Annotated in this window: 24 protein-coding genes; 16 read left to right on the plus strand and 8 right to left on the minus strand. The window is 53.0% G+C overall.

All coding sequences use genetic code 11. The features are described 5' to 3' along the window. Position 1 precedes the first annotated feature (1 nt). From LY85_RS15945 to LY85_RS15955, 3 genes are read left to right on the plus strand one after another with little or no spacing between them, the layout of a single operon-like run. The gene (locus tag LY85_RS15945) at positions 2 to 463 is read left to right on the plus strand and encodes a pyridoxamine 5'-phosphate oxidase family protein (protein ID WP_141827442.1); all 462 of its coding nucleotides are present in this window, start codon (positions 2 to 4) and stop codon (positions 461 to 463) included. 27 nt (positions 464 to 490) lie between these two features. Beyond that, a complete protein-coding gene (locus LY85_RS15950) occupies positions 491 to 1,288 on the plus strand; it encodes an ABC transporter permease (RefSeq protein ID WP_141827443.1) in 798 nt (265 codons plus the stop codon). Between the two features lie 10 nt (positions 1,289 to 1,298). After that, positions 1,299 to 2,072: an ABC transporter ATP-binding protein gene (locus tag LY85_RS15955; RefSeq protein ID WP_141827444.1), complete on the plus strand. Its 774-nt coding sequence runs from the start codon at positions 1,299 to 1,301 to the stop codon at positions 2,070 to 2,072. Positions 2,073 to 2,138: 66 nt separating this feature from the next. On the opposite strand, the gene thiS is transcribed toward LY85_RS15955, so the two are convergent. From thiS to LY85_RS15985, 6 genes are read right to left on the minus strand one after another with little or no spacing between them, the layout of a single operon-like run. Beyond that, positions 2,139 to 2,360 carry a sulfur carrier protein ThiS gene (thiS, locus tag LY85_RS15960; protein ID WP_038323030.1) on the minus strand — a complete coding sequence of 74 codons (222 nt, stop codon included), beginning with the start codon at positions 2,358 to 2,360 and terminating at the stop codon, positions 2,139 to 2,141. A 2-nt stretch (positions 2,361 to 2,362) separates the two neighbouring features. Beyond that, positions 2,363 to 3,205: a molybdopterin-synthase adenylyltransferase MoeB gene (gene moeB, locus LY85_RS15965; protein ID WP_141827445.1), complete on the minus strand. Its 843-nt coding sequence runs from the start codon at positions 3,203 to 3,205 to the stop codon at positions 2,363 to 2,365. After that, entirely contained in the window at positions 3,202 to 3,606 is a 405-nt protein-coding gene (locus tag LY85_RS15970) for a response regulator (protein WP_038323032.1), read from the minus strand. Before LY85_RS15970 ends, moeB begins: the two co-directional genes overlap by 4 nt. 21 nt (positions 3,607 to 3,627) lie before the next feature. Beyond that, positions 3,628 to 4,857: an aminotransferase class I/II-fold pyridoxal phosphate-dependent enzyme gene (locus LY85_RS15975; protein ID WP_141827446.1), complete on the minus strand. Its 1,230-nt coding sequence runs from the start codon at positions 4,855 to 4,857 to the stop codon at positions 3,628 to 3,630. Continuing rightward, positions 4,854 to 5,102: a sulfurtransferase TusA family protein gene (locus LY85_RS15980; RefSeq protein ID WP_141827447.1), complete on the minus strand. Its 249-nt coding sequence runs from the start codon at positions 5,100 to 5,102 to the stop codon at positions 4,854 to 4,856. The genes LY85_RS15975 and LY85_RS15980 overlap by 4 nt, the downstream gene beginning before the upstream one ends. Next, positions 5,099 to 5,965 (minus strand): 4Fe-4S binding protein, encoded by an 867-nt coding sequence (locus LY85_RS15985; protein ID WP_141827448.1) that lies wholly within the window; start codon positions 5,963 to 5,965, stop codon positions 5,099 to 5,101. The genes LY85_RS15980 and LY85_RS15985 overlap by 4 nt, the downstream gene beginning before the upstream one ends. Positions 5,966 to 6,285: 320 nt before the next feature. On the opposite strand from LY85_RS15985, the gene LY85_RS15990 reads away from it, so the two are divergent. From LY85_RS15990 to LY85_RS16000, 3 genes are read left to right on the plus strand one after another with little or no spacing between them, the layout of a single operon-like run. Next, the gene (locus LY85_RS15990; RefSeq protein ID WP_141827449.1) at positions 6,286 to 6,699 is read left to right on the plus strand and encodes a M67 family metallopeptidase; all 414 of its coding nucleotides are present in this window, start codon (positions 6,286 to 6,288) and stop codon (positions 6,697 to 6,699) included. A gap of 7 nt (positions 6,700 to 6,706) precedes the next feature. After that, positions 6,707 to 7,465 carry a sensor histidine kinase gene (locus tag LY85_RS15995; RefSeq protein WP_141827450.1) on the plus strand — a complete coding sequence of 253 codons (759 nt, stop codon included), beginning with the start codon at positions 6,707 to 6,709 and terminating at the stop codon, positions 7,463 to 7,465. A gap of 40 nt (positions 7,466 to 7,505) precedes the next feature. Further along, positions 7,506 to 8,633: a response regulator gene (locus tag LY85_RS16000; protein ID WP_141827451.1), complete on the plus strand. Its 1,128-nt coding sequence runs from the start codon at positions 7,506 to 7,508 to the stop codon at positions 8,631 to 8,633. Between the two features lie 157 nt (positions 8,634 to 8,790). Here the strand turns inward: LY85_RS16000 and LY85_RS16005 are convergent, their stop codons facing one another. Both LY85_RS16005 and LY85_RS16010 read right to left on the minus strand, forming a co-directional pair. Continuing rightward, entirely contained in the window at positions 8,791 to 10,212 is a 1,422-nt protein-coding gene (locus tag LY85_RS16005; protein WP_141827452.1) for a LysM peptidoglycan-binding domain-containing protein, read from the minus strand. A 266-nt stretch (positions 10,213 to 10,478) separates the two neighbouring features. Next, a complete protein-coding gene (locus tag LY85_RS16010) occupies positions 10,479 to 10,736 on the minus strand; it encodes an HPr family phosphocarrier protein (RefSeq protein WP_038323042.1) in 258 nt (85 codons plus the stop codon). 252 nt (positions 10,737 to 10,988) lie between these two features. Here LY85_RS16010 and LY85_RS16015 point away from each other — a divergent pair, with 252 nt between their 5' ends. From LY85_RS16015 to LY85_RS16060, 10 genes are all read left to right on the plus strand, one after another. Then, complete coding sequence (locus LY85_RS16015) at positions 10,989 to 12,896, plus strand: PTS sugar transporter subunit IIA (protein WP_185741254.1); 1,908 nt, start codon at positions 10,989 to 10,991, stop codon at positions 12,894 to 12,896. A 14-nt stretch (positions 12,897 to 12,910) separates the two neighbouring features. Next, the gene (locus tag LY85_RS16020) at positions 12,911 to 13,360 is read left to right on the plus strand and encodes a PTS sugar transporter subunit IIA (protein WP_038323045.1); all 450 of its coding nucleotides are present in this window, start codon (positions 12,911 to 12,913) and stop codon (positions 13,358 to 13,360) included. A 46-nt stretch (positions 13,361 to 13,406) separates the two neighbouring features. After that, positions 13,407 to 13,685, plus strand: coding sequence for a PTS sugar transporter subunit IIB (locus LY85_RS16025; RefSeq protein WP_279231003.1), 279 nt, complete (start codon positions 13,407 to 13,409; stop codon positions 13,683 to 13,685). A 22-nt stretch (positions 13,686 to 13,707) separates the two neighbouring features. Further along, on the plus strand, positions 13,708 to 14,991 hold the full coding sequence (locus LY85_RS16030) for a PTS ascorbate transporter subunit IIC (RefSeq protein ID WP_141827454.1): 1,284 nt from the start codon (positions 13,708 to 13,710) through the stop codon (positions 14,989 to 14,991). An 88-nt stretch (positions 14,992 to 15,079) separates the two neighbouring features. Continuing rightward, positions 15,080 to 16,009: a phosphotriesterase-related protein gene (locus LY85_RS16035; RefSeq protein WP_141827455.1), complete on the plus strand. Its 930-nt coding sequence runs from the start codon at positions 15,080 to 15,082 to the stop codon at positions 16,007 to 16,009. Further along, positions 16,003 to 16,629, plus strand: a complete 627-nt coding sequence (locus tag LY85_RS16040; protein WP_141827456.1) for a bifunctional 4-hydroxy-2-oxoglutarate aldolase/2-dehydro-3-deoxy-phosphogluconate aldolase — start codon at positions 16,003 to 16,005, stop codon at positions 16,627 to 16,629. Before LY85_RS16035 ends, LY85_RS16040 begins: the two co-directional genes overlap by 7 nt. Continuing rightward, positions 16,626 to 17,357, plus strand: a complete 732-nt coding sequence (locus LY85_RS16045) for a creatininase family protein (protein WP_141827457.1) — start codon at positions 16,626 to 16,628, stop codon at positions 17,355 to 17,357. Before LY85_RS16040 ends, LY85_RS16045 begins: the two co-directional genes overlap by 4 nt. A 677-nt stretch (positions 17,358 to 18,034) precedes the next feature. Then, on the plus strand, positions 18,035 to 19,282 hold the full coding sequence (locus LY85_RS16050) for a radical SAM protein (protein ID WP_243122586.1): 1,248 nt from the start codon (positions 18,035 to 18,037) through the stop codon (positions 19,280 to 19,282). 12 nt (positions 19,283 to 19,294) lie between these two features. Next, entirely contained in the window at positions 19,295 to 19,768 is a 474-nt protein-coding gene (locus LY85_RS16055; protein WP_141827459.1) for a hypothetical protein, read from the plus strand. A gap of 31 nt (positions 19,769 to 19,799) precedes the next feature. After that, complete coding sequence (locus LY85_RS16060) at positions 19,800 to 20,870, plus strand: aliphatic sulfonate ABC transporter substrate-binding protein (RefSeq protein ID WP_141827460.1); 1,071 nt, start codon at positions 19,800 to 19,802, stop codon at positions 20,868 to 20,870. Position 20,871 lies beyond the last annotated feature (1 nt).

Below are 20,871 nucleotides of genomic sequence, written 5' to 3' on the forward strand. Positions count from 1 at the left end.
AATGAGCATACAATTGAACGATCAGGTGATCGCACTGATCAACGATCCCAAAACACTGAAGGTACTGGCCAGCGCCGATCAAAACGGAATTCCCCATGTGGTCTTTAAAGGCTCCGTCTCCGTCAATGCGGACGGGAAGCTGCAGTATCTTGAAATCATCGAAACCTCTCAGACAAACAGGAATCTGGTGCACAGCATCTGGTTCCGGCGTCAGGTCGCCGTCGGTATCCTTACACAGGATTCCAGAAGCTATCAGATCAAGGGCACTCCGGTACGGGCCGTGATCTGCGGAGAATTATTTGAAGAGAATTATATTGCCGTAAGGGAACGTTTCGGTAAGGACGCGGACCTTTCGACCGTATGGATCATTGATCCCGAAGAAATCAGGGAGGAAACGTTCAGCGTGCAGGCCTCGCGGGAGCGGGAAGCTTACCCGCTGATCGGGCACCTTGACCGATTCTGACAAACCTGCAAAGAAGGAAATATTCTTATGATCAATCAAAAAAAGAAGGTGGGAAACAGCGGCGTTTTTACGGAATTGGTGCTGCCCGTGCTTTTTCCCCTGCTGCTGCTTTTCGTGTGGGAGACACTGAGCACACGGCGCATCATCAACCCTGCCATTTTGCCCGCGCCGTCAAGCATCTTTTCTACCTGCTGGTCCATGCTTACCAGCGGTGAAATCGCAAGGCATATGCGGATGAGCGCTTTTCGCGTGTGCTCTGGGTTTCTGCTGGGCAGTGCCGGCGGGCTGGTGCTGGGCATTCTGATTGGGCTGTTCCACAAAATCGACCGCGCCCTGACGCTGATTATCGGCGTTCTCCGACCGATTCCGATGATTGCGCTGATTCCTCTGTTTATCCTTTGGATGGGAATCGATGAAACCTCAAAAATCGCGGTGATTACGGTCGGCTCTTTCTGGTCCGTTCTAATCAATACGATTTATGGAATCAAAAGCGTCGACAAAAAGCTGGTGGAGGTCGCCTTTATTTTAAAGAAAAGCCGCATGGAGACGCTTCTGAAGATCGTGCTGCCCGCCGCCCTCCCGTCCATTTTTGCGGGGATCCGGCTAGGGGCCAGCAACGCGTGGGCCTGCGTGGTGGCGGCGGAAATGATCGCCGCCTCGTCGGGAATCGGCTACCTTGTGATGTTTGCCAGAGAGGTGTCTCAGCCGGACGTCATGCTGGTCGGTATCCTGATGATCGGACTGTTCGGCCTGCTGATCGATTTTCTGCTCGTTCACCTCGAAAAGCGCCTGCTGCGCTGGAATGAAACGGAAACGAAGGACTGAGGGGGTAGCTATGAGCGGATTACTGTCTATCAATCACATCAAGAAGAATTTTATCATCGATAAAAAACAGGTGGAAGTCCTTTCAGATATCAGCCTGGAGGTAAATAAAGGGGAATTCATCAGCATCATCGGTTCGAGCGGATGCGGAAAAAGCACGCTGCTGAAGCTGATCATCGGGCTGGAAAGCGCGACGGACGGACAGATTACTCTGGACGGCAAGCCCCTTGTGGAGCCTTCGGAGCTGTGCGGCATGGTCTTTCAGGAATCGAGGCTGTTTCCCTGGTTCAACGTGGAGCAGAATATTGACTTCGGTATCCCGAAAAGCGTCGGCGCGGCGGAGCGGAAAAAACGGATTGACGAGCATATCGCGCTGGTGGGGCTCACCGAGTTTACAAAGGCCAGGCCGAACCAGCTCTCGGGCGGAATGCAGCAAAGGGTCAGCATCGCCAGGGCGCTTGTCGGACAGCCTGAACTGCTGCTGCTCGACGAGCCCTTCGGAGCCCTCGACGCCCTGACCCGCATCAATATGCAGCAGGAGATCCTGCGCATCTGGGAGGCGGAGAAAACAACGATGGTGCTTGTCACCCACGATATTGACGAAGCGATTTACTTGGGGGACAGGGTGGTGGTCATGTCCAAGCGCCCCGGGGCCATCAAAAAGATCATCCCTGTGGAGCTTTCCCGCCCCCGCAGCCGGACGAGTGAAAACTTTGCCGTCATACGCCAGAAGGTATACCGCGAATTTCTGGAGGAATCCGAAATCACGCCGGATTACTATATCTGAGAATCCTGCGAAACAAAGACAGCCGTTCCGGCATTTGCCGGAACGGCTGTCTTTTCAACGCTTTCATCATGCGATTTTTTTGTACTGTCCACCGCCCATGTAATAAAGGAACTCCACACGGTCCCCGTCCCGGACGGGGATAGAGCTGAAATCCTTCCGGCTGATGATCTCATCATTCAGCTGCACCGTTACATATTCCTGCATATCGACCTCGGTCTTTTCCAGGAGCTCCTGAACGGACATTTCCGCTTCAAAACTGTTTTGCTTGCCGTTGATCGTAATTATCATAGCTAAATCTCCTTACTTTCTTCGTGCCGGCCGGCAGGTGAAAAACTGCACGCCTTCAGTTCATAGTCGATCAGATGAGTGATGGTCGGGTGGTCTCCGCAAACCGCGCATTCAGGGTCACGGGTGATTTTAATTTTACGGAACTCCATTTTCGCCGCGTCGTAAGTAAGCAGGCTCCCGTTCAGCAGATCGCCGACTCCCAGCAGATACTTTATCGCCTCGGCCGCCTGAATCGTTCCGATGACGCCGCCCATGACTCCCAGCACCCCGGCCTGCTGGCAGGTCGGAACGGCGTCCGGCGGCGGGGGATTTTTAAATACGCAGCGGTAGCAGGGACCTTCCCCGGGAAGGAACGTCATGGTCTGCCCCTGAAAACGGATGATTCCCGCGTGTGAAAAGGGCTTTTTCAGCATGACACAGGCGTCGTTGATCAGAAATTTCACGGGGAAATTGTCCGTGCCGTCGATGATGAAGTCGTAATCCCGGTCCCTGATAATATCCAGAATGTTTGCCGAAGTCGCATACTCGTGGTACGTAACGACGTCTACGTCGGGGTTCATCTGGTTGATCGTCTCTTTGCCGGAGAGTACCTTCGGCTTGCCGACGTCCTGCGTGCCGTGGATAATCTGGCGCTGCAGGTTGGAAAGGTCCACGCAGTCCGCGTCGACCAGGCCGATGGTGCCCACGCCTGCGGCACCCAGATACATGGCGGCGGGCGCGCCCAGTCCCCCGGTGCCGATGATCAGCACTTTCCCGTTCAGAAGCTTTTTCTGTCCGCTTACGCCGACATCGCTCAAAATAATGTGCCGTGAATACCGCTCAAGTTGTTCGTTCGTGAATTTCATAGGGAAGTCTCCTTTTGAATTTGGCCGGTGGACTGGCTTTCCAGTATTTTACGCACAAGAATGGCAAGCTGATGCAAATTCTCTTTCAGAAGATAGGCACAGCAGCGGTTCTTCATCGCATAGCGGATACTTTCCGGCGCAACGTCTTCGGAAACGATGATAAACGGCGTTTTCGGTGTCAGGCGGTTGCGCACGGACAGCGCCTGAATGGCGTTAAAGTGCGGCGTGGAATCGTCGGAAAGAATAATATCCCATTTTTCCTGCAGCAGTGCCTGGCACATGGCCAGCTCGCTGGAAACGTACCGGCTGCAGACGCTGTAGCCTCCCCGCTTCAGTTCCAGGACATTCAGATCGGCAATATACCGGAATTCCTCCACAATGAGGACGTTGATGGTTTGCATTCGGCAATCCTCCGTATCGTTTTATAGTCCGCCGACAGCGTTTTCAAAATCTTCGGTCAGGTCCTCAATATCTTCCAGACCGACGCTGACACGGATCAGATCTTCGTAAACGCCTGCGTTTTCCTTTTCCATCGTACTGCTGTTTGCATAGATCGTGGAAGCGGGATGGATGACCAGCGTCCTAAGGTCGCCTATATTTGCAATATTGCACGCGTATTTCAAATGATTGATGATGAAAAAAGCGTTTTCCTTCGTGCCGGCCCGCAGGGTCAATATCGCCCCGTAACCGCCGGAAAACTGCCGCCGGGCCGTTTGGTGCCACGGGCTGGATTCCAGCCCCGGATAGTTGACGTACGCTAACTTGGGATTGTCCGAAAGCTGTTGCGCGAGCTTCTGGGCATTGCCGCAGAGACGCTCCATCCGGATGCCCAGCGTTTCCAGCCCCAAGCTGCACAGGAAGGCGTTGAACGGGGAAAAACAGGAGCCGGTGTTGCGGAACAGACCGCCTCTCAGCTTGGAAAGGTAGGCAAATTCCCCGAACCTGACAAATTTTGCTATTGCGGGATATCGTTCCGGGTCCCAGTCAAAGTTTCCGCTGTCAACAATGATCCCGCCGATGGAATTTCCGCTGCCGTTGATATACTTGGATACGGAATGTACGACGATGTCCGCGCCAAGCTCAATGGGGCGCACAAGGAAGGGGGTGGCGGCGGTATTGTCGACGATTACCGGGATTTTGTGTCTGTGCGCCATTTCCGACAGGGCGGAGATGTCGGGAACGTCCAGCTTTGGGTTTCCGATGGTTTCGACAAATATCAGTTTGGTACGCCCGATGATCTGATTTTCAAAGCTTTCGGGCGTGCTGTCCGCGACATAACGGGTGGTGATCCCGTAGCATTCCAGATCGCGGAACAGGCCGATCGTTCCGCCGAAGATTCCCGCGGCGGAAAGGATTTCGTCCCCCGCGCTTAAAAGATTCAAAACGGACAGGGAGATGGCGGCCATGCCGGAAGCGCAGGCCACCGCCCCGATACCGCCTTCCAGCGCGGCGACGCGGCGCTCAAAAGCCTCGACGGTGGGATTGTTGATTCTGGTGTAGGAGAAGCCCGGCGCGCGGTTGTTGAAGATCGCCTCCAGCTCTTCTGCGGTTTTGTGTTCAAAGGCGCTGGACTGGTAAATGGGCGTATGGGTGGCTCCCGTCGCCCTGTCCGGTCCGTTGTTTTTGTGAAGCAGAGCAGTATTGAACCTCATTCCAATCCGCCCTTTATCACGCCGAGCAGGTAGGTTCCGTCGCTGTTCTGAACCACCTCGATCACCTTGTGTTTTTCATTTTTCAGGCTGCGGGGAACATTCTGAATCGGTTCTCCGTCATTCAGCCGGATTTGCAGGGTCTGTCCGTTTTCCAGTTCCTCCAGTGCGACTTTTGTCTTTACGAAGGTGATCGGGCACACCACATCCGTAATATCGACAAAAGCGTCATAGCTTTGCTTGCTCATCGGATTGCCTCCTCCAGTTTTTCCTTTAATTGATCCTCGCCGATGCGGTCGATCGTCCGGCGGAAACGTTCGCCCGGCTTTCCGTGTTCCTGAAAGAAGGCGATGGCGGCGTCTACCACACGGAACAGCTGTTCCTTCTCTGTAATCAGCGGAAGCAGCGGCTTCCCAAAGACCATATCGTTCCCGAAGGTGCCGCCGAAGGAGGTAATGTAGCCGCTTTTCCCCGACCAGGCATCCGTTGGGCAGGATTTCACGCATTTCCCGCAGTAAATGCAGCGGCTTTCGTCAAACGCAAGCGAATTTGGCCCGCGGCTGACGCTGATCGCCTTTACGGGGCATGCGGCCGCGCATACGCCGCAGTAGGTGCAGTCTCCGCTGTGCCATTCGGGGCGAAGCCCCCCTTTAATACCGAGGTCGTTTTCTTCCGCTTTCAGGCAGTTGTTTTTGCACCCGGTAATGCCGATTTTAAATTTGTGGGGCAGGTCCCTGCCGAAATATTTGGCGTCCAGTTCCCTGGCGAGGCCGCTGGTCTCGATCAGACCGCTTCCGCAGATGGCGCTGCCCTGGCACGCAGTGACCGTGCGCACGCGCGGGCCGCATGCCCCCGGCTGAAGCCCTACTTCGGCCAGCTCGCCCTTTACCGCCTCCACGTCTGCAAAGTCGATAAACGGGATTTCAATTCCCTGCCTCGACGTCATATGGATATAGCCCTTTCCGTACCGATCGGCTATCTCGCTGACTTTTTTGATCTGATTTCCCTGCAGCTGACCGCCGACCACCCGGATTCTCAGCGAAAATTTATTATTTTGAATCTGCCTCATAAATCCGCCTTTTTTAAGCTCTTTATATATCGACTCATCCATCTGAGTATCCCTCCTTACCGTACTTCTAAAATGTACATTTAATTATAGAATACGGTCCCCGCTCTGACAAGGCGAATAAATTTAGCATAAGGGGGGAATATCTTTGGCTGTCAAAACCGGACGATTGACTTTGCCCGCCGGCATGTTAAACTGTTTTCATGGTGAATATAGTAAACATATGTATATTATATACTTTAAAGCGCCGCATTTCAGGAAGATGCTTTGAAGTGTACACCCTTTTCTTCAACATTTTTATAACATATAAAACATATATGTTAAATTAAGTTAATATCTTTTTTAGAAGATACGGGAGGTTTATTGTGATAATATTAAAAAAACAGCAGATAGGGGAAATGATACGCCACAGCATTGCCGGGCTTCCCAACGAAAGCTGCGGGCTGATTGCGGGAACTGTCGAAAACGATTGTAAAACGATTGAAAGGGTATATCTGCTGAGGAACATCGACGAAAGCCCGGAGCATTTTTCCATGGACGTGCGGGAGCAGTTTGCGGCGGTCGCGGATATGAGAAAGAACGGCTGGAAGCTGATCGGCAATTTTCACAGCCATCCGCAGACGCCGTCCCGCCCTTCCCGGGAGGACATCCGGCTGGCCTTTGACCCGTCGCTGAGCTATTTGATCCTTTCCCTTGCGAACAGTCGGGAGCCGGTGCTGAACAGTTTTCTGATACGGAATCAATCCGTGGAGAAAGAAGAAATAAAAAGTTTGGAGTGAGTTTGTCATGGACCCCCGTGAACACGAGGCTTTTGCAGGAATTCAGGAACAGGAGCAGAAATCCCCGCGCGGCGGCAGCCATGACCTGCAGGTGCTCAGTTCTACGATCTCCCATGAGATCAAAGCGCCGGTACGCGCTATTGACGGCTACGCGCGGATTTTCATTGAGGATTACCGCGATAAAATCGATGAGGACGGCCTGCTGCTGATCTCCAATATCCGCGCGATATGCAGGGAAACGCTTTCCATGATTGACAGGCTTCTGGAATACACCCGGCTTTCCGGGGTGGAGCCCGTCAAGGAAACGGTCAATCTGCAGCAGATGATCCAGGACGTGTGTGACAAACTTGCGGCGGGCTATACAAGCAAAAAAGCTACCGTGCTGAAATTTCAGGAAGAGATTCCGTTCGTCCTGTGCGACGGGACCCTGATGCATCAGGTGGTCGTGAATCTGGTCTCAAACGCGCTGAAATTTACCCGCGAAGAACAGACCGCCGTCATTACCGCGGGCTTCCATCCCGAAAATGGGGAGGATGTATTTTATATCCGCGATAACGGCGTGGGGTTCGATATGGAATATTCCCAGAATCTGTTCGGCATGTTCCAGCGCATGCATTCCGATGATGAATTCGAGGGAAGCGGCGTAGGCCTTTCCATCGTGAAAAAGCTCATTCAGGCAATGGGCGGCAGAGTCTGGATAACCGGCGAGGTCGGAAAGGGGGCCTGTGTGTATTTTACCCTTCCCCCGGGCAATATTTTAAAATAGAGCCGTATGGTTCGCTTGTTCTGTTAGGAGGTGTCGGCAGATGTATCGGGTTTTATTGGTGGATGACCGGGATATTTTTCTCATGGAGCTGAAAAGGCTGAAGGTATGGGGGAATGTTTCCGGGTTCGAGGTAGCGGGAAAGGCCAATAACGGAAGACAGGCAATGGAAATGCTGAAATCCTCTTCCTATGATCTGGTCCTTACGGATATCCGCATGCCGGTGGTCGACGGCCTGCAGCTCCTGCGGGTCATCAATCAGGAGAACCTGTGCTCCTGCGTAGTGCTCCTGAGCGAGTACAGTGAATTCAATTACGCCCGTCAGGGAATTGTGCTGGGCGCTTTTGATTATCTTGTCAAGCCCCCCAGCCGGGAAAAGATTTTGGAGCTGTTCCAGCGGGCGCACCGCTTTCTGGAAACCCGCAAAAAAGGGGAAAACGGCTATGGAAACCCGCTGGAGGCCGACTTTGGCTGGGCGTACCCCTCTGCGGAGGAAAAAAGGGTTGTCGACGGGTTCCTGAACCGGGGAGCCGATACGGTGCAGATTTTTGAAAGCGCCGTGAAAAGCGTGTACACCATGATGGGGGACAATATGATCAAGGCCGACATCCTTGTCCGGAAGCTGTACCACCATATCATCGAAGAGGTTTATTCAAAAATTCCCTGGCTGGGCGATTTCATCGATATCCGCTTCTTTGACGCCACGGAATATCTGCAGGAAAGCGGACCGGATACCTACAAAGAATATTACTGCGGGAAAATAGCTTTTCTGCTGAACTTCATCCGCAGGTATCAGCCGGAGGTGGAAGACGGCACCATCAGCGAAATCTGCTCTTACATACTGAGCCATTCGGAGGACGATATCAAGCTGAAGGTGCTCGCGGAAAAATTTTATATCAATAATACTTATCTGAGCAATACCTTTGCCGTCAAAACCGGAATGCACTACAACAGCTTCGTCACGATGGTAAAGATGGCGCGCGCGGAATACCTTTTTAAAAATACGGATTTGAAAACCTATGAAATCTGCTATCAGCTGGGGTATCACGATATCAATTACTTTTCCAGACTCTTTAAGAGCTACATTGGCAAAAGCCCGGCGGAGTACCGGAGCCTGCAGCTCAAAAATTGCCCGGTGGTCATGGAAAGCTGCTGCAAAATAGCCCCGTAAAACAGCATCACACAAAAAAAGCCCGAAAACGCTTTTTCGCGTTTTTTCGGGCTTTTGCATTTGAATGCGGGGTATGTGGAATTTCTTTGGGGACATGGGAGTGCGGCCGGACGATGCTTCGGAGGAGAATACTTTCGCAGCAGCATTGCGGGAGGGATTATGAGGAAAAATTCCATTTTCTGATCGTAAAATTATCCTCAAGCAAGGTCCAGTTCTGTGGAAATGGATAGCCCAGGGCCCAATAGCTTATCCCCGGCAGGTTATAGCTTTTCACCATATCGAATTTTGCCTGGGCACTGCGCGCGTCCTCAAACCACACTTCGTGCTCCCTGCTCTGTTCGTCCCAATACCGGAAGAAAGGAGCCTGGGCGACCGGATCGTACTGAATCTCCGCACCGTATCTGACGGCCCTCGCGATTGCTTCCTGGGAGCTGAACGTTTCCGCTTCCTGCCCCTCGGTATGGGGCAATAACCAGTCTCTGGCGTAAATCTGGAAGCCGAAGTAGATCTTCTCCCGGGGAATGACCGTGACGGCATAGTCCAGAACCTGCTCGATCTGATTCAAAGGAGAAATCGGCTGAGGCGGCCCCTTCCGATAGCCCCATTCATAAGTCATCAGAATCACGAAATCGACAATCCTGCCGTGAGCCGCATAATCGTGCGCTTCATAGAGCAAACCGGCCTGCCCCTCGGACGTTTTTGGTGCGAGCGCCGTGGATACAAAAAAGCCTTCCGCATGCAGACGGTCCACCGCGCGCTGGAGAAAGCGGTTGTAAGCTTCGCGGTCGGCTGGGAGCACGTTCTCCAGATCGATGTTTAGCCCCCGGTATCCTTTTTCTTTCATCAGGGAAATGATCTCGGTCAGCAGACGTTCCACGAGCTGCGGGCTGTTCAGCACGACGGACGCAAGATTCGCTCCCTGGGATGTCGAAGTAAAGTTGGTGATGGACATCATGGGGACCACTCTTTCCGTCAGAGCGGCCTGTACGGCGGGCTCGTCATCGATCGGCTGCAGCGTTCCGTCCTCTTTGATCAGATAAGCAAACGGACTCAGGTAGGTCAGAAATCTGCCGTCCTCCCTGACGATCGGAACGGCGTCCTCCCCCAGCGTATAAAGATAGCCGTTTACATTGAGAGGGGGCCTTGCCCTGCGCGGAATAACCAGTACGGTCCCGGGAAGGATCCTGTCCGGATCGGTAATTCTGTTGACTGTGATGAGGGACTGCAGCGATACGCCGTACATCTGCGCGATCCCTCCCAGGGTTTCCCCGGGCTGTACACGGTGCCGGGGGGCGGGGACATACAGGATCATTCCCGGACGGATACTGTCCGGGTCCGTGATCTGGTTGGCCTGTACGATCTCCCGTACGGTGGTTCCGTACGTCTGAGCGATCTTCCACAGGGTGTCTCCGGGCTGTACGGTATAAAAATCCTCACTGGGAATCACCAGGGCTTGACCGATAACAAGCCGATTGGGATTTTGCAGCCCATTCACCGCCACTGTTTCCGCCACGGAAACACCATATCGATTTGCAATCTGCCAAAGCGTTTCGCCCGGCATGACTACATGAATAAACATAAAACGTCACCTTCTTTTTTCACAATATATGTGAAAATTCCGGGGTGTGTGAAAGCTTCCTTTCCGTCAAAAAAGAGCCCTCCCAGCTGTAAACGCCGGGAGGGCTTATTTTTTTCCGTTTAGGGGGAATATAAAGCTAAGCTTTCGATAACGCTGTGTAAAAAGCGGGAGCAAATCATCTGCGGAAATACCGATACCCTGTGTCTGCTGTAAAATAGAAATACCCAATTTCCGGATTCCGGGATCTGCCCATCGTATATTGCCGGTTACAGGTTTCCTTCACAGAAGGCTTTGATTTCCTGACAGGCCTGGTCCTCGTTTTCCCCGTCGAAAGAGAATTCTACGGTCTCGCCCTTTGTGACGGCCAGACCCATTACGGAGAACAGCTTCTTTCCGTCCGCGCTTTTTGCGTCTTTTGCGATGGTGATTTTACAGGGGAATTTGCCCGCGATTTTCACCAGAAGGCCGACCGGCCTTGCGTGCAGCCCGTATTCGTCACGTACCGTCCATTTAAATTTCTTCATATTTCTTCCTCATTTCCAAAATAACGGCGTTTCTAAGGTGTTGTCACGCCTGATTATCAATAAAAAAATTATAATCCCATCTTGAAAAGAGTGTCAACGCAAGGATTCTTCGGTTGCCGGACGACATTTTCCCAGCTAAAAACAGATGGAAAATGTCACTTACAAGCTGTCATTTGTTGATGTCGACTTTCCAAATCAAAAAAAATATAATGATGAAAAGGAGTAAGCAAAATGAGAAGCGGGGGCAGCCAAATGTGTGCAAAAGGAATGGCGGTTGTCAAATGTTTGGCCAATGCGAAAACAGAATATACAACGTCCGTGCAGCTGAGCGCCCTTCTGAACGTAAGCAGCCGTTCGGCGCTCCGGTACGTTCAGGAAGCGCAGCGGGTCAGCGCCGAAAACGGCTTTGAAATCCGGGCCCACAAAGGGCGCGGATATACGCTGACGGTTACGGATCAGGAAAAGTTCGGGCGGTTTATCGGCGAAGGCGGCGACAGTCTTCCTCTGCCGTCCTCGGAGAAAATTCTGATGAAGGTTGCCGCGCTCATTCTTACTTATGACAATATCAGACTGGATGATCTGGCGGAAGAGTTCCATTACAGCCGCTCGAGCATGTCCCGCATGACCGCTTCCGTCGCAAAGCTGTTCAAAAGCTACGGCGTCCGTCTGGGAAGCAGGGCCCACGCGGGCCTGACCGTGCAGGGGAAGGAAACAGCCGTGCGCAACTGCATGTGCCATGTGTTCTTTTCCGGCGCCGGGCTTGAGGAAGCGGCAGCGAATATGCAGCTTTCCGAAGAGCAGATTTCCGGTGCCAGACAGAGCATTGACGGCTTTGTGGAACAAAACAGCCTTCGCTGTACCTCACAGAGCTGCGAACAGTTTCTGAAATATCTGTTTGTGACGGTTTACCGGATCAGGGGCGGTCATGGAATACGCTTTGACAGGCAGGCGGTTTCCCTAGTAAAGGCTGCCCTGTCTTCGCAGTCTTCTGAGAACCGTGGGTTTCTTTTCAGCTTATTGTCCCTTTTTATCCCCAATTTTGAATCGGCCCATTCGGTAAAAGAGGAAATTACCTACCTTACTTTGATCTGGGAGCAGTCCTTTTTTACCCGCAGCCCCGGAAAGGAAAACAATCCGTCCTCTGCGCCGTTTTTCCGTACGCTCGTGCAAAATTCTCTGGAGAACATTGAGGAAAAGTACGGGGTCGATCTTACGAAGGACACGAACCTTTTCACTGGGCTTGTGGATCATATCTCGTCCTGCTTCGGCAAATATCTTCTGGATCTGGAAACGGACAATTCGTTTCTTGCGGAAGCGAGAAAGAACTATCCCAGCGCGTATTACTATTCCATTGAGCTGTCCGAGTGCATCTGGGAGCAGACGGGAATACGGATTTCCAACAATGAGCTGGGTTATATTTCGCTGTATTTCGCATCGTCCATTGAGCGAAATGAAAAGCACGACAAGTACCGTGTGATCATCCTCTGCAATACGGCGTTTGGTACGGCCGCGCTTCTGAACAGCCGGATTTCTACCCAGTATGAGGAAATCAATGTCGTCGATGTGTGCGCGATCAACGATGCGAAGCGAATCCGCTCCGATGTCGATTTCTATATTACCACGGTCCCCGTGAAGCAGATGTCCCTGAACGGCAAGCCCGTCCTGCTGCTGTCCCCGTTTCTGAAAGAGGACGACAAAAAGGCGCTGGCCGATATGCTTGCAAAGCTTTCCCAGACGGAAACCATTCAGGACATCTGTTCCCCCGAACGGTTTTCCATTATTGAAAAGCCCTGTAAAAAGACGGAGCTGCTCGAAATGCTGACCGACGATTTTGTGCGGCGGGGACTGCTCACCGCCGAAGAGAAGCAGGCGGTTTTTGACCGCGAAGCGCTGGTGTCGACGGAGATCGCTGAAAATATCGCCATGCCGCACTGCATCATTCAGGGGCCGAGCTTTATCTCCTTTTATATCCTTCGCACGCCGGTCATGTGGGGCAAGGCAAAAATCAGCCTTTTGATTTTCGGCTGTTTCCACGAGGGGGACGTTCAGATCAAAAAGCTGCTGTCCCAGCTGTTTGCCATTGTTTCGGACCCGCGCAGGACCGCAAATTTAATATCAAGTACCAATTACAATGAATTCCTGGAAAATTTAAAAATTTAACGGAGGCTAATGGAATGTTGTCGGAAATTCTTACGAAAGAACTGGTCGCGCTGGATGTGGACGGCCTGCATTCTCCGCAGGAAGTGATTCGTTATAGCGGGTTCCTTTTGGTGAAAGCGGGAAAAGTGAAAGAGGAATACGTTGCAAAAATGGTGGAGGCGTATGAAACGATCGGGCCGTACATGGTTATGACGCCCGGGATCGCGCTTCCGCACGCCAGACCCTCGGGGGATGTTCTGGAGCCCTGTATCTCTTTCGTCAGGCTGAAAAATCCGGTTGCATTCCATCATCCGGGAAACGACCCCGTCAAACTGGTGTTTGCGCTGGGCGGAGTTCAACATAATGGACATCTTGAAGTTCTGGAGGCCCTGAGCGGCTTGCTGGGCGACGAGAAGAACATAGAGCAGCTGCTTTCCTTAAAAAGTTACGAGGAACTGGAAAAGCTCATTCAGAGCGTCCGGTAATCGGGGAACGGCAGATGATCAGCAGAGGGGAAATCCCTCAAAGGAGGTGAGCACGATACACGTTGTTACAGTATGCGGTATGGGTTTCGGAACCAGCCTGATGCTGCTGATGTCGATCAAGGATATTGGGAAAAAGCATGGCATGGAAATCAGCGGCGAAGCGGTTGACCTGGGCTCATACAAGGGAAAAAGATGCGATTTCATTGCGGCGTCCTCGGAAATCGCAAAGCAGATTCAAGGGGAAAATGTCCCGGTTGTTTCCATTGACAATCTTTTGAGCAAAAGTGAAATTGAGGAAAAAATAATGCCGTTATTAACGAAATAACGAGCGAAAGGGAGGGACCACCATGGTATCTTTTTTAGTCAAACTTCTTAGCGAACCGGCTATCGTACTGGGTCTTGTGGCATGTGTCGGCCTGATTGCGATGAAAAACAAGCCCTCGAACGTCGTTACCGGAACGGTAAAAACCATTTTGGGCTTTATGGTTCTGAGCGCGGGCTCCACGATCATCTGCGGCGCTTTAGTCCCGTTCAGCACAATGTTCACCCAGGCGTTCGGTCTGGCCGGAATCGTCCCGGAGGATAATTCCCTTGTGGCGGCGGTACAGACGGTCCTCGGCTTTGAAACGCCGCTGATTATGCTGTTCTCCTTTGTCATTAACTTGATTCTCGCGAGAATCACACCGTTTAAATACATCTTCCTGACAGGGCATATGATGTTTTCCTTTGCGGGAACCATGGCCATTGTGCTCGACCAGCTCGGCATACGCGGCTGGACTGCCGTCGCGATCGGCTCTGTGGTAGAAGGCGTTTCCATGGTTCTGTTCCCGGCCATTGCCCAGCCCTTTGTCCGCAAGATCCTGAAAACGGACGACGTGGCCTTCGGCTTCTGGGGAAGCTCCCTTGTCTGCCTGAGCGGCTGGGTCGGCGGGCTGACGGCGAAGAAGGACAGAGACCCTGAAAAGGACACCTGGGAATCGGTCAATGTTCCGGAGAAGCTGAGCTTTTTAAAGGATATGTCCGTCCTGATGGCGATCGTCATGGCTGTTGTCTATGTTGTCACAGCGATTGCTGCCGGACCTACAGTGGTCAATGAACTGAGCGGCGGGTCAAACTACATTATCTACGCGCTCCTGCAGGGCCTGACCTTCGTTGCCGGCGTCATCGTCCTTTTACAGGGCGTGCGTATGTTCCTTGGCGAAATCATTCCCGCGTTCAAGGGCATCAGTGAAAAGCTGGTTCCCGGTGCGCGTCCCGCGCTGGATATCCCGATTTTCTATGCCAGCGGCCCGGTTGCTACGACCGTTGGATTTATCGCCGCGATGGTCGGCGGATTCATTGCAACGACCATTACCTCACAGATGTCCGTCGTGGTTTTGCCCGGAGTCATCGGGCTGTACTTTATGGGCGCGGCGGCCGGTGTGTTCGGCGACAAGCTGGGCGGCAAGCGCGGCGCCGTCGTGTCGGGCCTGTTCCTCGGCTTTGTGTTCACTATGCTGGTCGCGGTGGCTTACCCGCTGATCGATGTGGCGCGCTATGGCGTAAAGGGACTGTGGTTCGCATCCTCCGACGCGATCATTGTTTCCGCAGTCATGAAACTGCTGGGCATGCTGTTCGGCATCGCACATTGATTCCTCATTCCGTTTTATGTACATCTTAATCGGGCTCACGTTAAGCTGTGCATTCCTGTGTCTGTGAGCCGGAAAGGTCGGTATTCAAATGAAATATGCAAGAACGGTTCTTGGCGATATCAAAGCGGAGGAGATGGGCTTTACATATACGCACGAGCATCTTCACGCGGTTCCGCCTCCGTGCCAGAAGGACAGGGACCTGGAACTCAGCAGCTATGAAAAGAGTACTGCCGAATTGCTGAATTTTAAGGAAGTGGGCGGCTGCACGCTGGTGGAGGCCTCCACTCTGGATTACGGCAGGGACCTCAACGTGCTTCGGAAAATGTCCGAAGAAACCGGGGTAAATGTTATTGCCACTTCCGGATTCAATAAGCATATTTATTATCCGGAATGGGTCGAAGAAAAATCCGTGGAAGAAATTGCGGACCTCCTCAGCAACGACGTTCTGGTCGGCGGGGACGGGGGCAGCTCAAGGGCCGGTTTCATGAAAATCGGTACCTATTACAACCTGATCCATCCGCTGGAGAAAAAGACCATTACCGCCACGGCGATTGCCCAGAAAAAATGCGGAGCGCCTATCTGGGGACACACCGAGGCCGGAACGATGGGCATGGAAGTGCTCGATCTTCTGGAGGGCAACGGGGTCGACCTGACCACCACGGCTCTGGGCCACCTTGACAGAAACGCGGACGAGTATTACCTGTTGAAGCTTGCCGACCGCGGCATCTACATCCAGTTTGACGGCCCCGGCAAAGTAAAGTATTATCCGGACAGTGTCCGCGTCGCCCTGATCAAATCCCTGATCGCCCACGGTCATATTGACCAGCTCCTGATTTCCGGCGATATGGGAAGGGCCTCCTATCTGGAAGCCTACGGCGGCGGACCCGGCTTCCGCTATATCAAAACAAAGTTTATTCCGCGCCTTCTGGATGAAGGAGTGACGCAGGCCGAGATCGAGAAGATCTTTATCAAAAATCCGCAGCGCTGGCTCGCGGTCTTCGAGGGTCCGGAATGCTGACGGAAAGTAAACTCGTCGCGATTATCCGGGATGTGGACGCGCGGTACGTGACCGGCATTGTGCAGGTACTGCTCCGGGAAGGCATCGACACGGTAGAAGTCTCCCTCAGCAACCCCGAAAGGGGATATGCCTGCATTGAGGCTTTACAGCGCGCTTTTTCAAAGGATCAGCTTCATCTGGGGGTGGGGACCGTTGTCCGCAGGAGCGAGGTGGACCGGGTGTCGGAGCTGGGCGCCGATTTCATCCTTACCCCCGGCTATGACGACGAGCTGGTCGGATACGCTCAGGAAAAGGGAATGGAGATTCTGCCCGGCGTGTTTACGCCGGGAGAAGTCCAGAAGGCGCTGAACAGGGGAATCACTCTCCTGAAGCTGTTCCCCGCGGATTCTCTTCCGATGAACTATGTTTCCAACCTGAAAGGTCCGTTTCCGCAGGCTGAATTTGTCGCGGTCGGCGGGGTTACCAGAGACAATTTTACCGATTTTCTGAAGCACGGCTTCCACGGAGCCGCCATTGGCGGCGGGCTGGTGCCGCGCAGGGCCACCGACGCGGACCTGCCCGCTATCGCGGAGAATGCCAGAGCGTTCGTCGGCGCACTGGGAAAGCAGGCGAAGGAATGATATATCGCGTACAGGACATGACACGGCTGCAGGTTGCGGAGCGCATCCGGCAGTATCCGGTCGCCATCGTGCCGATCGGTTCCACCGAGCAGCACGGGCCGCACCTCCCTTTGGGCACCGACGTTTTTCTGGCGGAAAAGCTGGCGGAGCTCGTTTCGGATGAAACGGGGGCGCTGGTGTTCCCCTCACTGAATTTCGGCTATTCCTGGGGCTGGCGAGACATTGCCGGCACGGTATCTCTGAAGCGGGAGCATTTTCAGATCGTTCTGACAGATATCGTGAAAAGCATGGAACGCTACGGGGTTCAGCTTCTGATCTTCCTGAACGGCCACGAAGCAAACGGCTCTTCGATGAAATACGCAATCCGGGACGTATCCGACGATACCTCCATGAAAGTCCTTGGAATGTTCTATCCCGGATTGGGCGAGGTCTATGAAAAATATATGGAATCCCCGACTTGGGGAGGAATGTTCCACGCCTGCGAATTTGAAACCTCGCTGATGCTTTCCGCGGATGAATCGAAGGTCAACATGCAGCTGGTCTGTAAGGAGTATCCTCCGCGCCCGGATTTCTACGGCATGGACGACTCGTCAATCGGGGAAATCAGCAAGAGCGGCGTGTACGGCGATCCGACGCTGGCCACAAAGGAAAAGGGCGACCGCATGTTCGCCGAATTTACCCGTAGGATCGTTGAGATCATTCATAAGGCCTATCCGTGTGAAAAATAGACGGCGGTTTTCCTGCACCGCAGATCGGATGGGAAAGCGGGATGCCTGAAAGCATCCATGAAATTCCCCATCCTTTAGCCAAAGCGGGACGAAGTTTTTATAGCTCATGAACCTCTGATATATGTAAATATGGAAAGGTGCGTTTCCAGAGTATGGGAGCGCACCTTTGCCGTATAGATCGTATCTGCCGGTCCAATGCGCAAACCGCACCCCGATTGTTGTTCCATATACGGAACGATAATCGGGGTGTTTTTTATGCGGTTCACAGCATTGTAAAGTTCTATCTAAACAATTTCTGCTATCATGCAAAAGTTAGTCATGTTGTAGAAAAGATTTCCAAGTTATATAATTTATATATGTTTAGTAGATTATAAACCTTGCTGTCAGCATTACAGACCGGAAAGGCCTGCTCCGGTGGTTTTATCGGTAGCCCCGGTTATCTGTAAAACGCTCGGAAACAGAAGTTTCTATGCTCCTGTTTCTGCTATGATGCGCCCGGATCAGGAACTGATTGACAAGGCAGAAACAGGGGGAGATGCGCATGCTTTATCATTTTATAATCCCAAGGGGGGTCCGGGAGTACTGTTGCGGCTCCTGTAGATGGGAACGGCCCCGGCTCGGCCGTATTCAAAGGAATGGTTGATTATTCAATGAAAAAGAAAGTAGGCGGATACAGCTTGAGTAATGATCGCAATTGGCGGGAAAAAGAGCTCAGCCTTTCGGAAGTGATTCGGAAATATCCCGACGTTTCCCCGTTTGTCATTATAAAAACCGATGTGCAGCGCAGAGGAGTTTTCTATACCGAAAAAGCTCTCGCCGCCGTCGATCCCGATGTCCATCTTACCAAATTGCGCAGCGATTACAGCAATAAGGAGGATTTGACGCCTGTTTCTCTTACGATGAGGGACGGCACCTCCATTAACGTCGGGGACGAGGGCAGCGGGGAGGCACATGGCGACAGAGACCCCTATCAGGTGGATGTGGTGGATGGAAAAATCGTACTGGTGGATGAAGGAAACGTCATTGAAGAGGTTTCTTACTGGGAAAAGCCGGATTATTATGAAAAAGTAACCTCACGGGGTACTCCCATGTGGCATATGGTTTCTCCCCGCCCGCAGCGGCTGTGCATCCATCCCCACCAGCAATGCGACTTTTGGAAAACGCCCGGCTACGGCTGCAAGTTCTGTACCATGTCCGCCGTTTACCATGCGGGCAACAAGCCGGAGCTGCTGAACACGCAGGATATTGTGGAGACCGTCGCCGAGGCGCTCAAGGAGCCGGGGCGTAATGTCAATATCTTCCTGACGGGCGGAACGCTCAGAGGCGGGGAAAATTTCCTGGACGAGGAGCTCGACTGTTATATTGACATTCTGGCAGGAATCACCGGGCTGTTTGGGGGAAAGCGTTTCCCGAGCCAGCTGATCAGCACGGCCTTCTCACGGGAGCAGCTCCGGCGCCTGCACGACAGCACGGGCCTTACTTCCTATACGGCGGACCTCGAGGTGCTCAATAAAAGCCTGTTTGAATGGATCTGCCCGGGCAAGGCGGCGACGATCGGTTATGAGGAATGGAAAAACCGTTTGTATGAGGCTGTGGAGATATTCGGGCGCGGCAATGTGGACACCGGAATCGTGGCGGGTGTGGAGCTTGCGCAGCCAAACGGCTTTCAAACCGAGGAAGAGGCGCTGGAATCCACCCTCTCCGAAGCGGACGAAATATCCTCCCACGGCGTGGGCGTGGTCGGCTGCGTGTGGAAGGTGCATCCCGGTTCTATCTTTCGTAAGCAGACGTCTCCCAGCCTGGAATATTACGTGCGTCTTGCCCTGGGGCTTGACCAAATACGCCGGAAATACAACCTTAGTATCGATATGGACAATTACCGGCGGTGCGGCAACCATCCCGATACGGATCTTTCCAGAATTTAGGGGGGAATCATAATGAGCGTGATACTCAGCGAGGAAATCAGGCGGGCGCTTGCCGATCCCGGAACGGTCCGGGCCGTGTCCACCGTGGGGAAGGACGGCGATCCGCATATCGCATTCAAACAGTCTCTCAGGCTGCGCAGGGATGGAAACCTTGAGTACGACGAAGGGATCGAAACATCCCAAACCAATAAAAATCTTGTGTATTCCATCTGGTTCGGGAAAACCGTTTCCATCAGCCTGTTTACCCCGGACCGGCGCAGCTACAACATCGTAGGGCGTCCCCTTCGGGTGCTGATAGCGGGAAGGGAATTCCGTACGCATTACACAGCGGCCCGGGAAGAACGGGGAGATATCGATCTGGCCGCTGTCTGGGTGATCGAACCGGTTGCGACCTGTGAACAGAGCTTTGACAAACGCAGGGTGGAGGAAGAGGCGGCACATCCCCTGCTGCAGCATTTGGACCGCCTGACCGTAACCGGTCAATAACTATTTTTAAAATTTGAGGAGAAATTTCATAATGAAAAACCATTTAAAAAGGAGTAAGCTTTTCATTCCGGTGCTGATTCTGGCGATCCTTCTGTCGGTATCCGGTTGCTCGTCCGCGGCTCCGTCCTCCGGTACCTCGCAGGCGGGCGGCTCCGCTCCTGCGTCCTCCGCTCCCGCTTCGGCGCAGGAGTCCGAAAAAGATTACGGCGGGCTGACCATCCATATTGCCACCCAGCCCAGCCAGACCCAGCCCGCCCTGGCGGAGGAGCTTGGCTATTTTAAAGAGGAATTCGGAAAGAACAACATCAATTTCGATGTGCGTACCTTTGCTTCCGGCCCCCCGATCATCGAGGCCTTTGCCGCCGGCGATATCGATATCGGCCAGGTGGGCGCACAGCCGGCTGTTCAGGCGGCCGCCAACGATATTCCGCTTAAAATCATCGCCGCTTATATGACCGGCAACGGCAAGGGCGACGGCCTGCTTGCCCGAAAGGGTTCCGGCATCAATGCCCTCGCGGATATCCGCGGGAAGAAAGTCGGCGTGCAGATCGGCTCCAATTCCCATATGCTCCTGCTGCGGATTCTGGAGTCGGTCAACCTGACCGAAAAAGATATCCAGCTGGTAAACCTTTCCTTCACGGACATCAACACCGCGCTGGAAGCCGGCAATATCGACGCCGGCGTCAGCCAGCTTCCGCAGCTGCAGACTGTAATCGACAACGGGACTGCCACCCTGCTGGAGGTGGACGGCTCTAAATTTCCAAGAACATCGAGCGTCATTATCGTTTCGGAGGAATTTACCAAAAAATATCCCGAGCTGATTCCCCGCATCCTGAAGACGCTGGACAGAACGGTTACTTATTGCAAGGAGCACGAGGACGAGGCGATCAAGATTCTTTCCAAGAGAAACGGCGTGGCGGAAAATTCTTATAAAGCGTCCTTTGCTTCCACCGATTTTTCATTATATCTGGACAAAGAACGGCTTGGCACTCTACAGGACACCAAGGAGTTCCTGCAGGAACAGGGTACCATAAAAGACGTGGATCTAAACCAGATTATCGACACCTCTTATCTGGAGGAAGCAGGAATCAGCAAAAATTAAC

Origin of the sequence: Clostridium sp. KNHs216, from assembly GCF_006714885.1 — a bacterium.
Lineage (GTDB): Bacteria > Bacillota > Clostridia > Oscillospirales > Acutalibacteraceae > Caproiciproducens.

Bases quoted from the DNA above. Each gene is read 5' to 3' on its own strand.
- LY85_RS16030 (WP_141827454.1), top strand. From the start codon at position 13,708: ATGGTATCTTTTTTAGTCAAACTTCTTAGCGAACCGGCTATCGTACTG.
- LY85_RS15950 (WP_141827443.1), top strand. From the start codon at position 491: ATGATCAATCAAAAAAAGAAGGTGGGAAACAGCGGCGTTTTTACGGAA.
- LY85_RS16015 (WP_185741254.1), top strand. From the start codon at position 10,989: ATGTGTGCAAAAGGAATGGCGGTTGTCAAATGTTTGGCCAATGCGAAA.
- LY85_RS16000 (WP_141827451.1), top strand. From the start codon at position 7,506: ATGTATCGGGTTTTATTGGTGGATGACCGGGATATTTTTCTCATGGAG.
- LY85_RS15945 (WP_141827442.1), top strand. From the start codon at position 2: ATGAGCATACAATTGAACGATCAGGTGATCGCACTGATCAACGATCCC.
- LY85_RS16045 (WP_141827457.1), top strand. From the start codon at position 16,626: ATGATATATCGCGTACAGGACATGACACGGCTGCAGGTTGCGGAGCGC.
- LY85_RS15980 (WP_141827447.1), bottom strand. From the start codon at position 5,102: ATGAGCAAGCAAAGCTATGACGCTTTTGTCGATATTACGGATGTGGTG.
- LY85_RS15955 (WP_141827444.1), top strand. From the start codon at position 1,299: ATGAGCGGATTACTGTCTATCAATCACATCAAGAAGAATTTTATCATC.
- LY85_RS16005 (WP_141827452.1), bottom strand. From the start codon at position 10,212: ATGTTTATTCATGTAGTCATGCCGGGCGAAACGCTTTGGCAGATTGCA.
- LY85_RS16020 (WP_038323045.1), top strand. From the start codon at position 12,911: ATGTTGTCGGAAATTCTTACGAAAGAACTGGTCGCGCTGGATGTGGAC.
- LY85_RS16010 (WP_038323042.1), bottom strand. From the start codon at position 10,736: ATGAAGAAATTTAAATGGACGGTACGTGACGAATACGGGCTGCACGCA.
- thiS (WP_038323030.1), bottom strand. From the start codon at position 2,360: ATGATAATTACGATCAACGGCAAGCAAAACAGTTTTGAAGCGGAAATG.
- LY85_RS16055 (WP_141827459.1), top strand. From the start codon at position 19,295: ATGAGCGTGATACTCAGCGAGGAAATCAGGCGGGCGCTTGCCGATCCC.
- LY85_RS15975 (WP_141827446.1), bottom strand. From the start codon at position 4,857: ATGAGGTTCAATACTGCTCTGCTTCACAAAAACAACGGACCGGACAGG.
- LY85_RS15970 (WP_038323032.1), bottom strand. From the start codon at position 3,606: ATGCAAACCATCAACGTCCTCATTGTGGAGGAATTCCGGTATATTGCC.
- LY85_RS15995 (WP_141827450.1), top strand. From the start codon at position 6,707: ATGGACCCCCGTGAACACGAGGCTTTTGCAGGAATTCAGGAACAGGAG.
- LY85_RS16060 (WP_141827460.1), top strand. From the start codon at position 19,800: ATGAAAAACCATTTAAAAAGGAGTAAGCTTTTCATTCCGGTGCTGATT.
- LY85_RS16040 (WP_141827456.1), top strand. From the start codon at position 16,003: ATGCTGACGGAAAGTAAACTCGTCGCGATTATCCGGGATGTGGACGCG.
- moeB (WP_141827445.1), bottom strand. From the start codon at position 3,205: ATGAAATTCACGAACGAACAACTTGAGCGGTATTCACGGCACATTATT.
- LY85_RS16035 (WP_141827455.1), top strand. From the start codon at position 15,080: ATGAAATATGCAAGAACGGTTCTTGGCGATATCAAAGCGGAGGAGATG.
- LY85_RS15985 (WP_141827448.1), bottom strand. From the start codon at position 5,965: ATGGATGAGTCGATATATAAAGAGCTTAAAAAAGGCGGATTTATGAGG.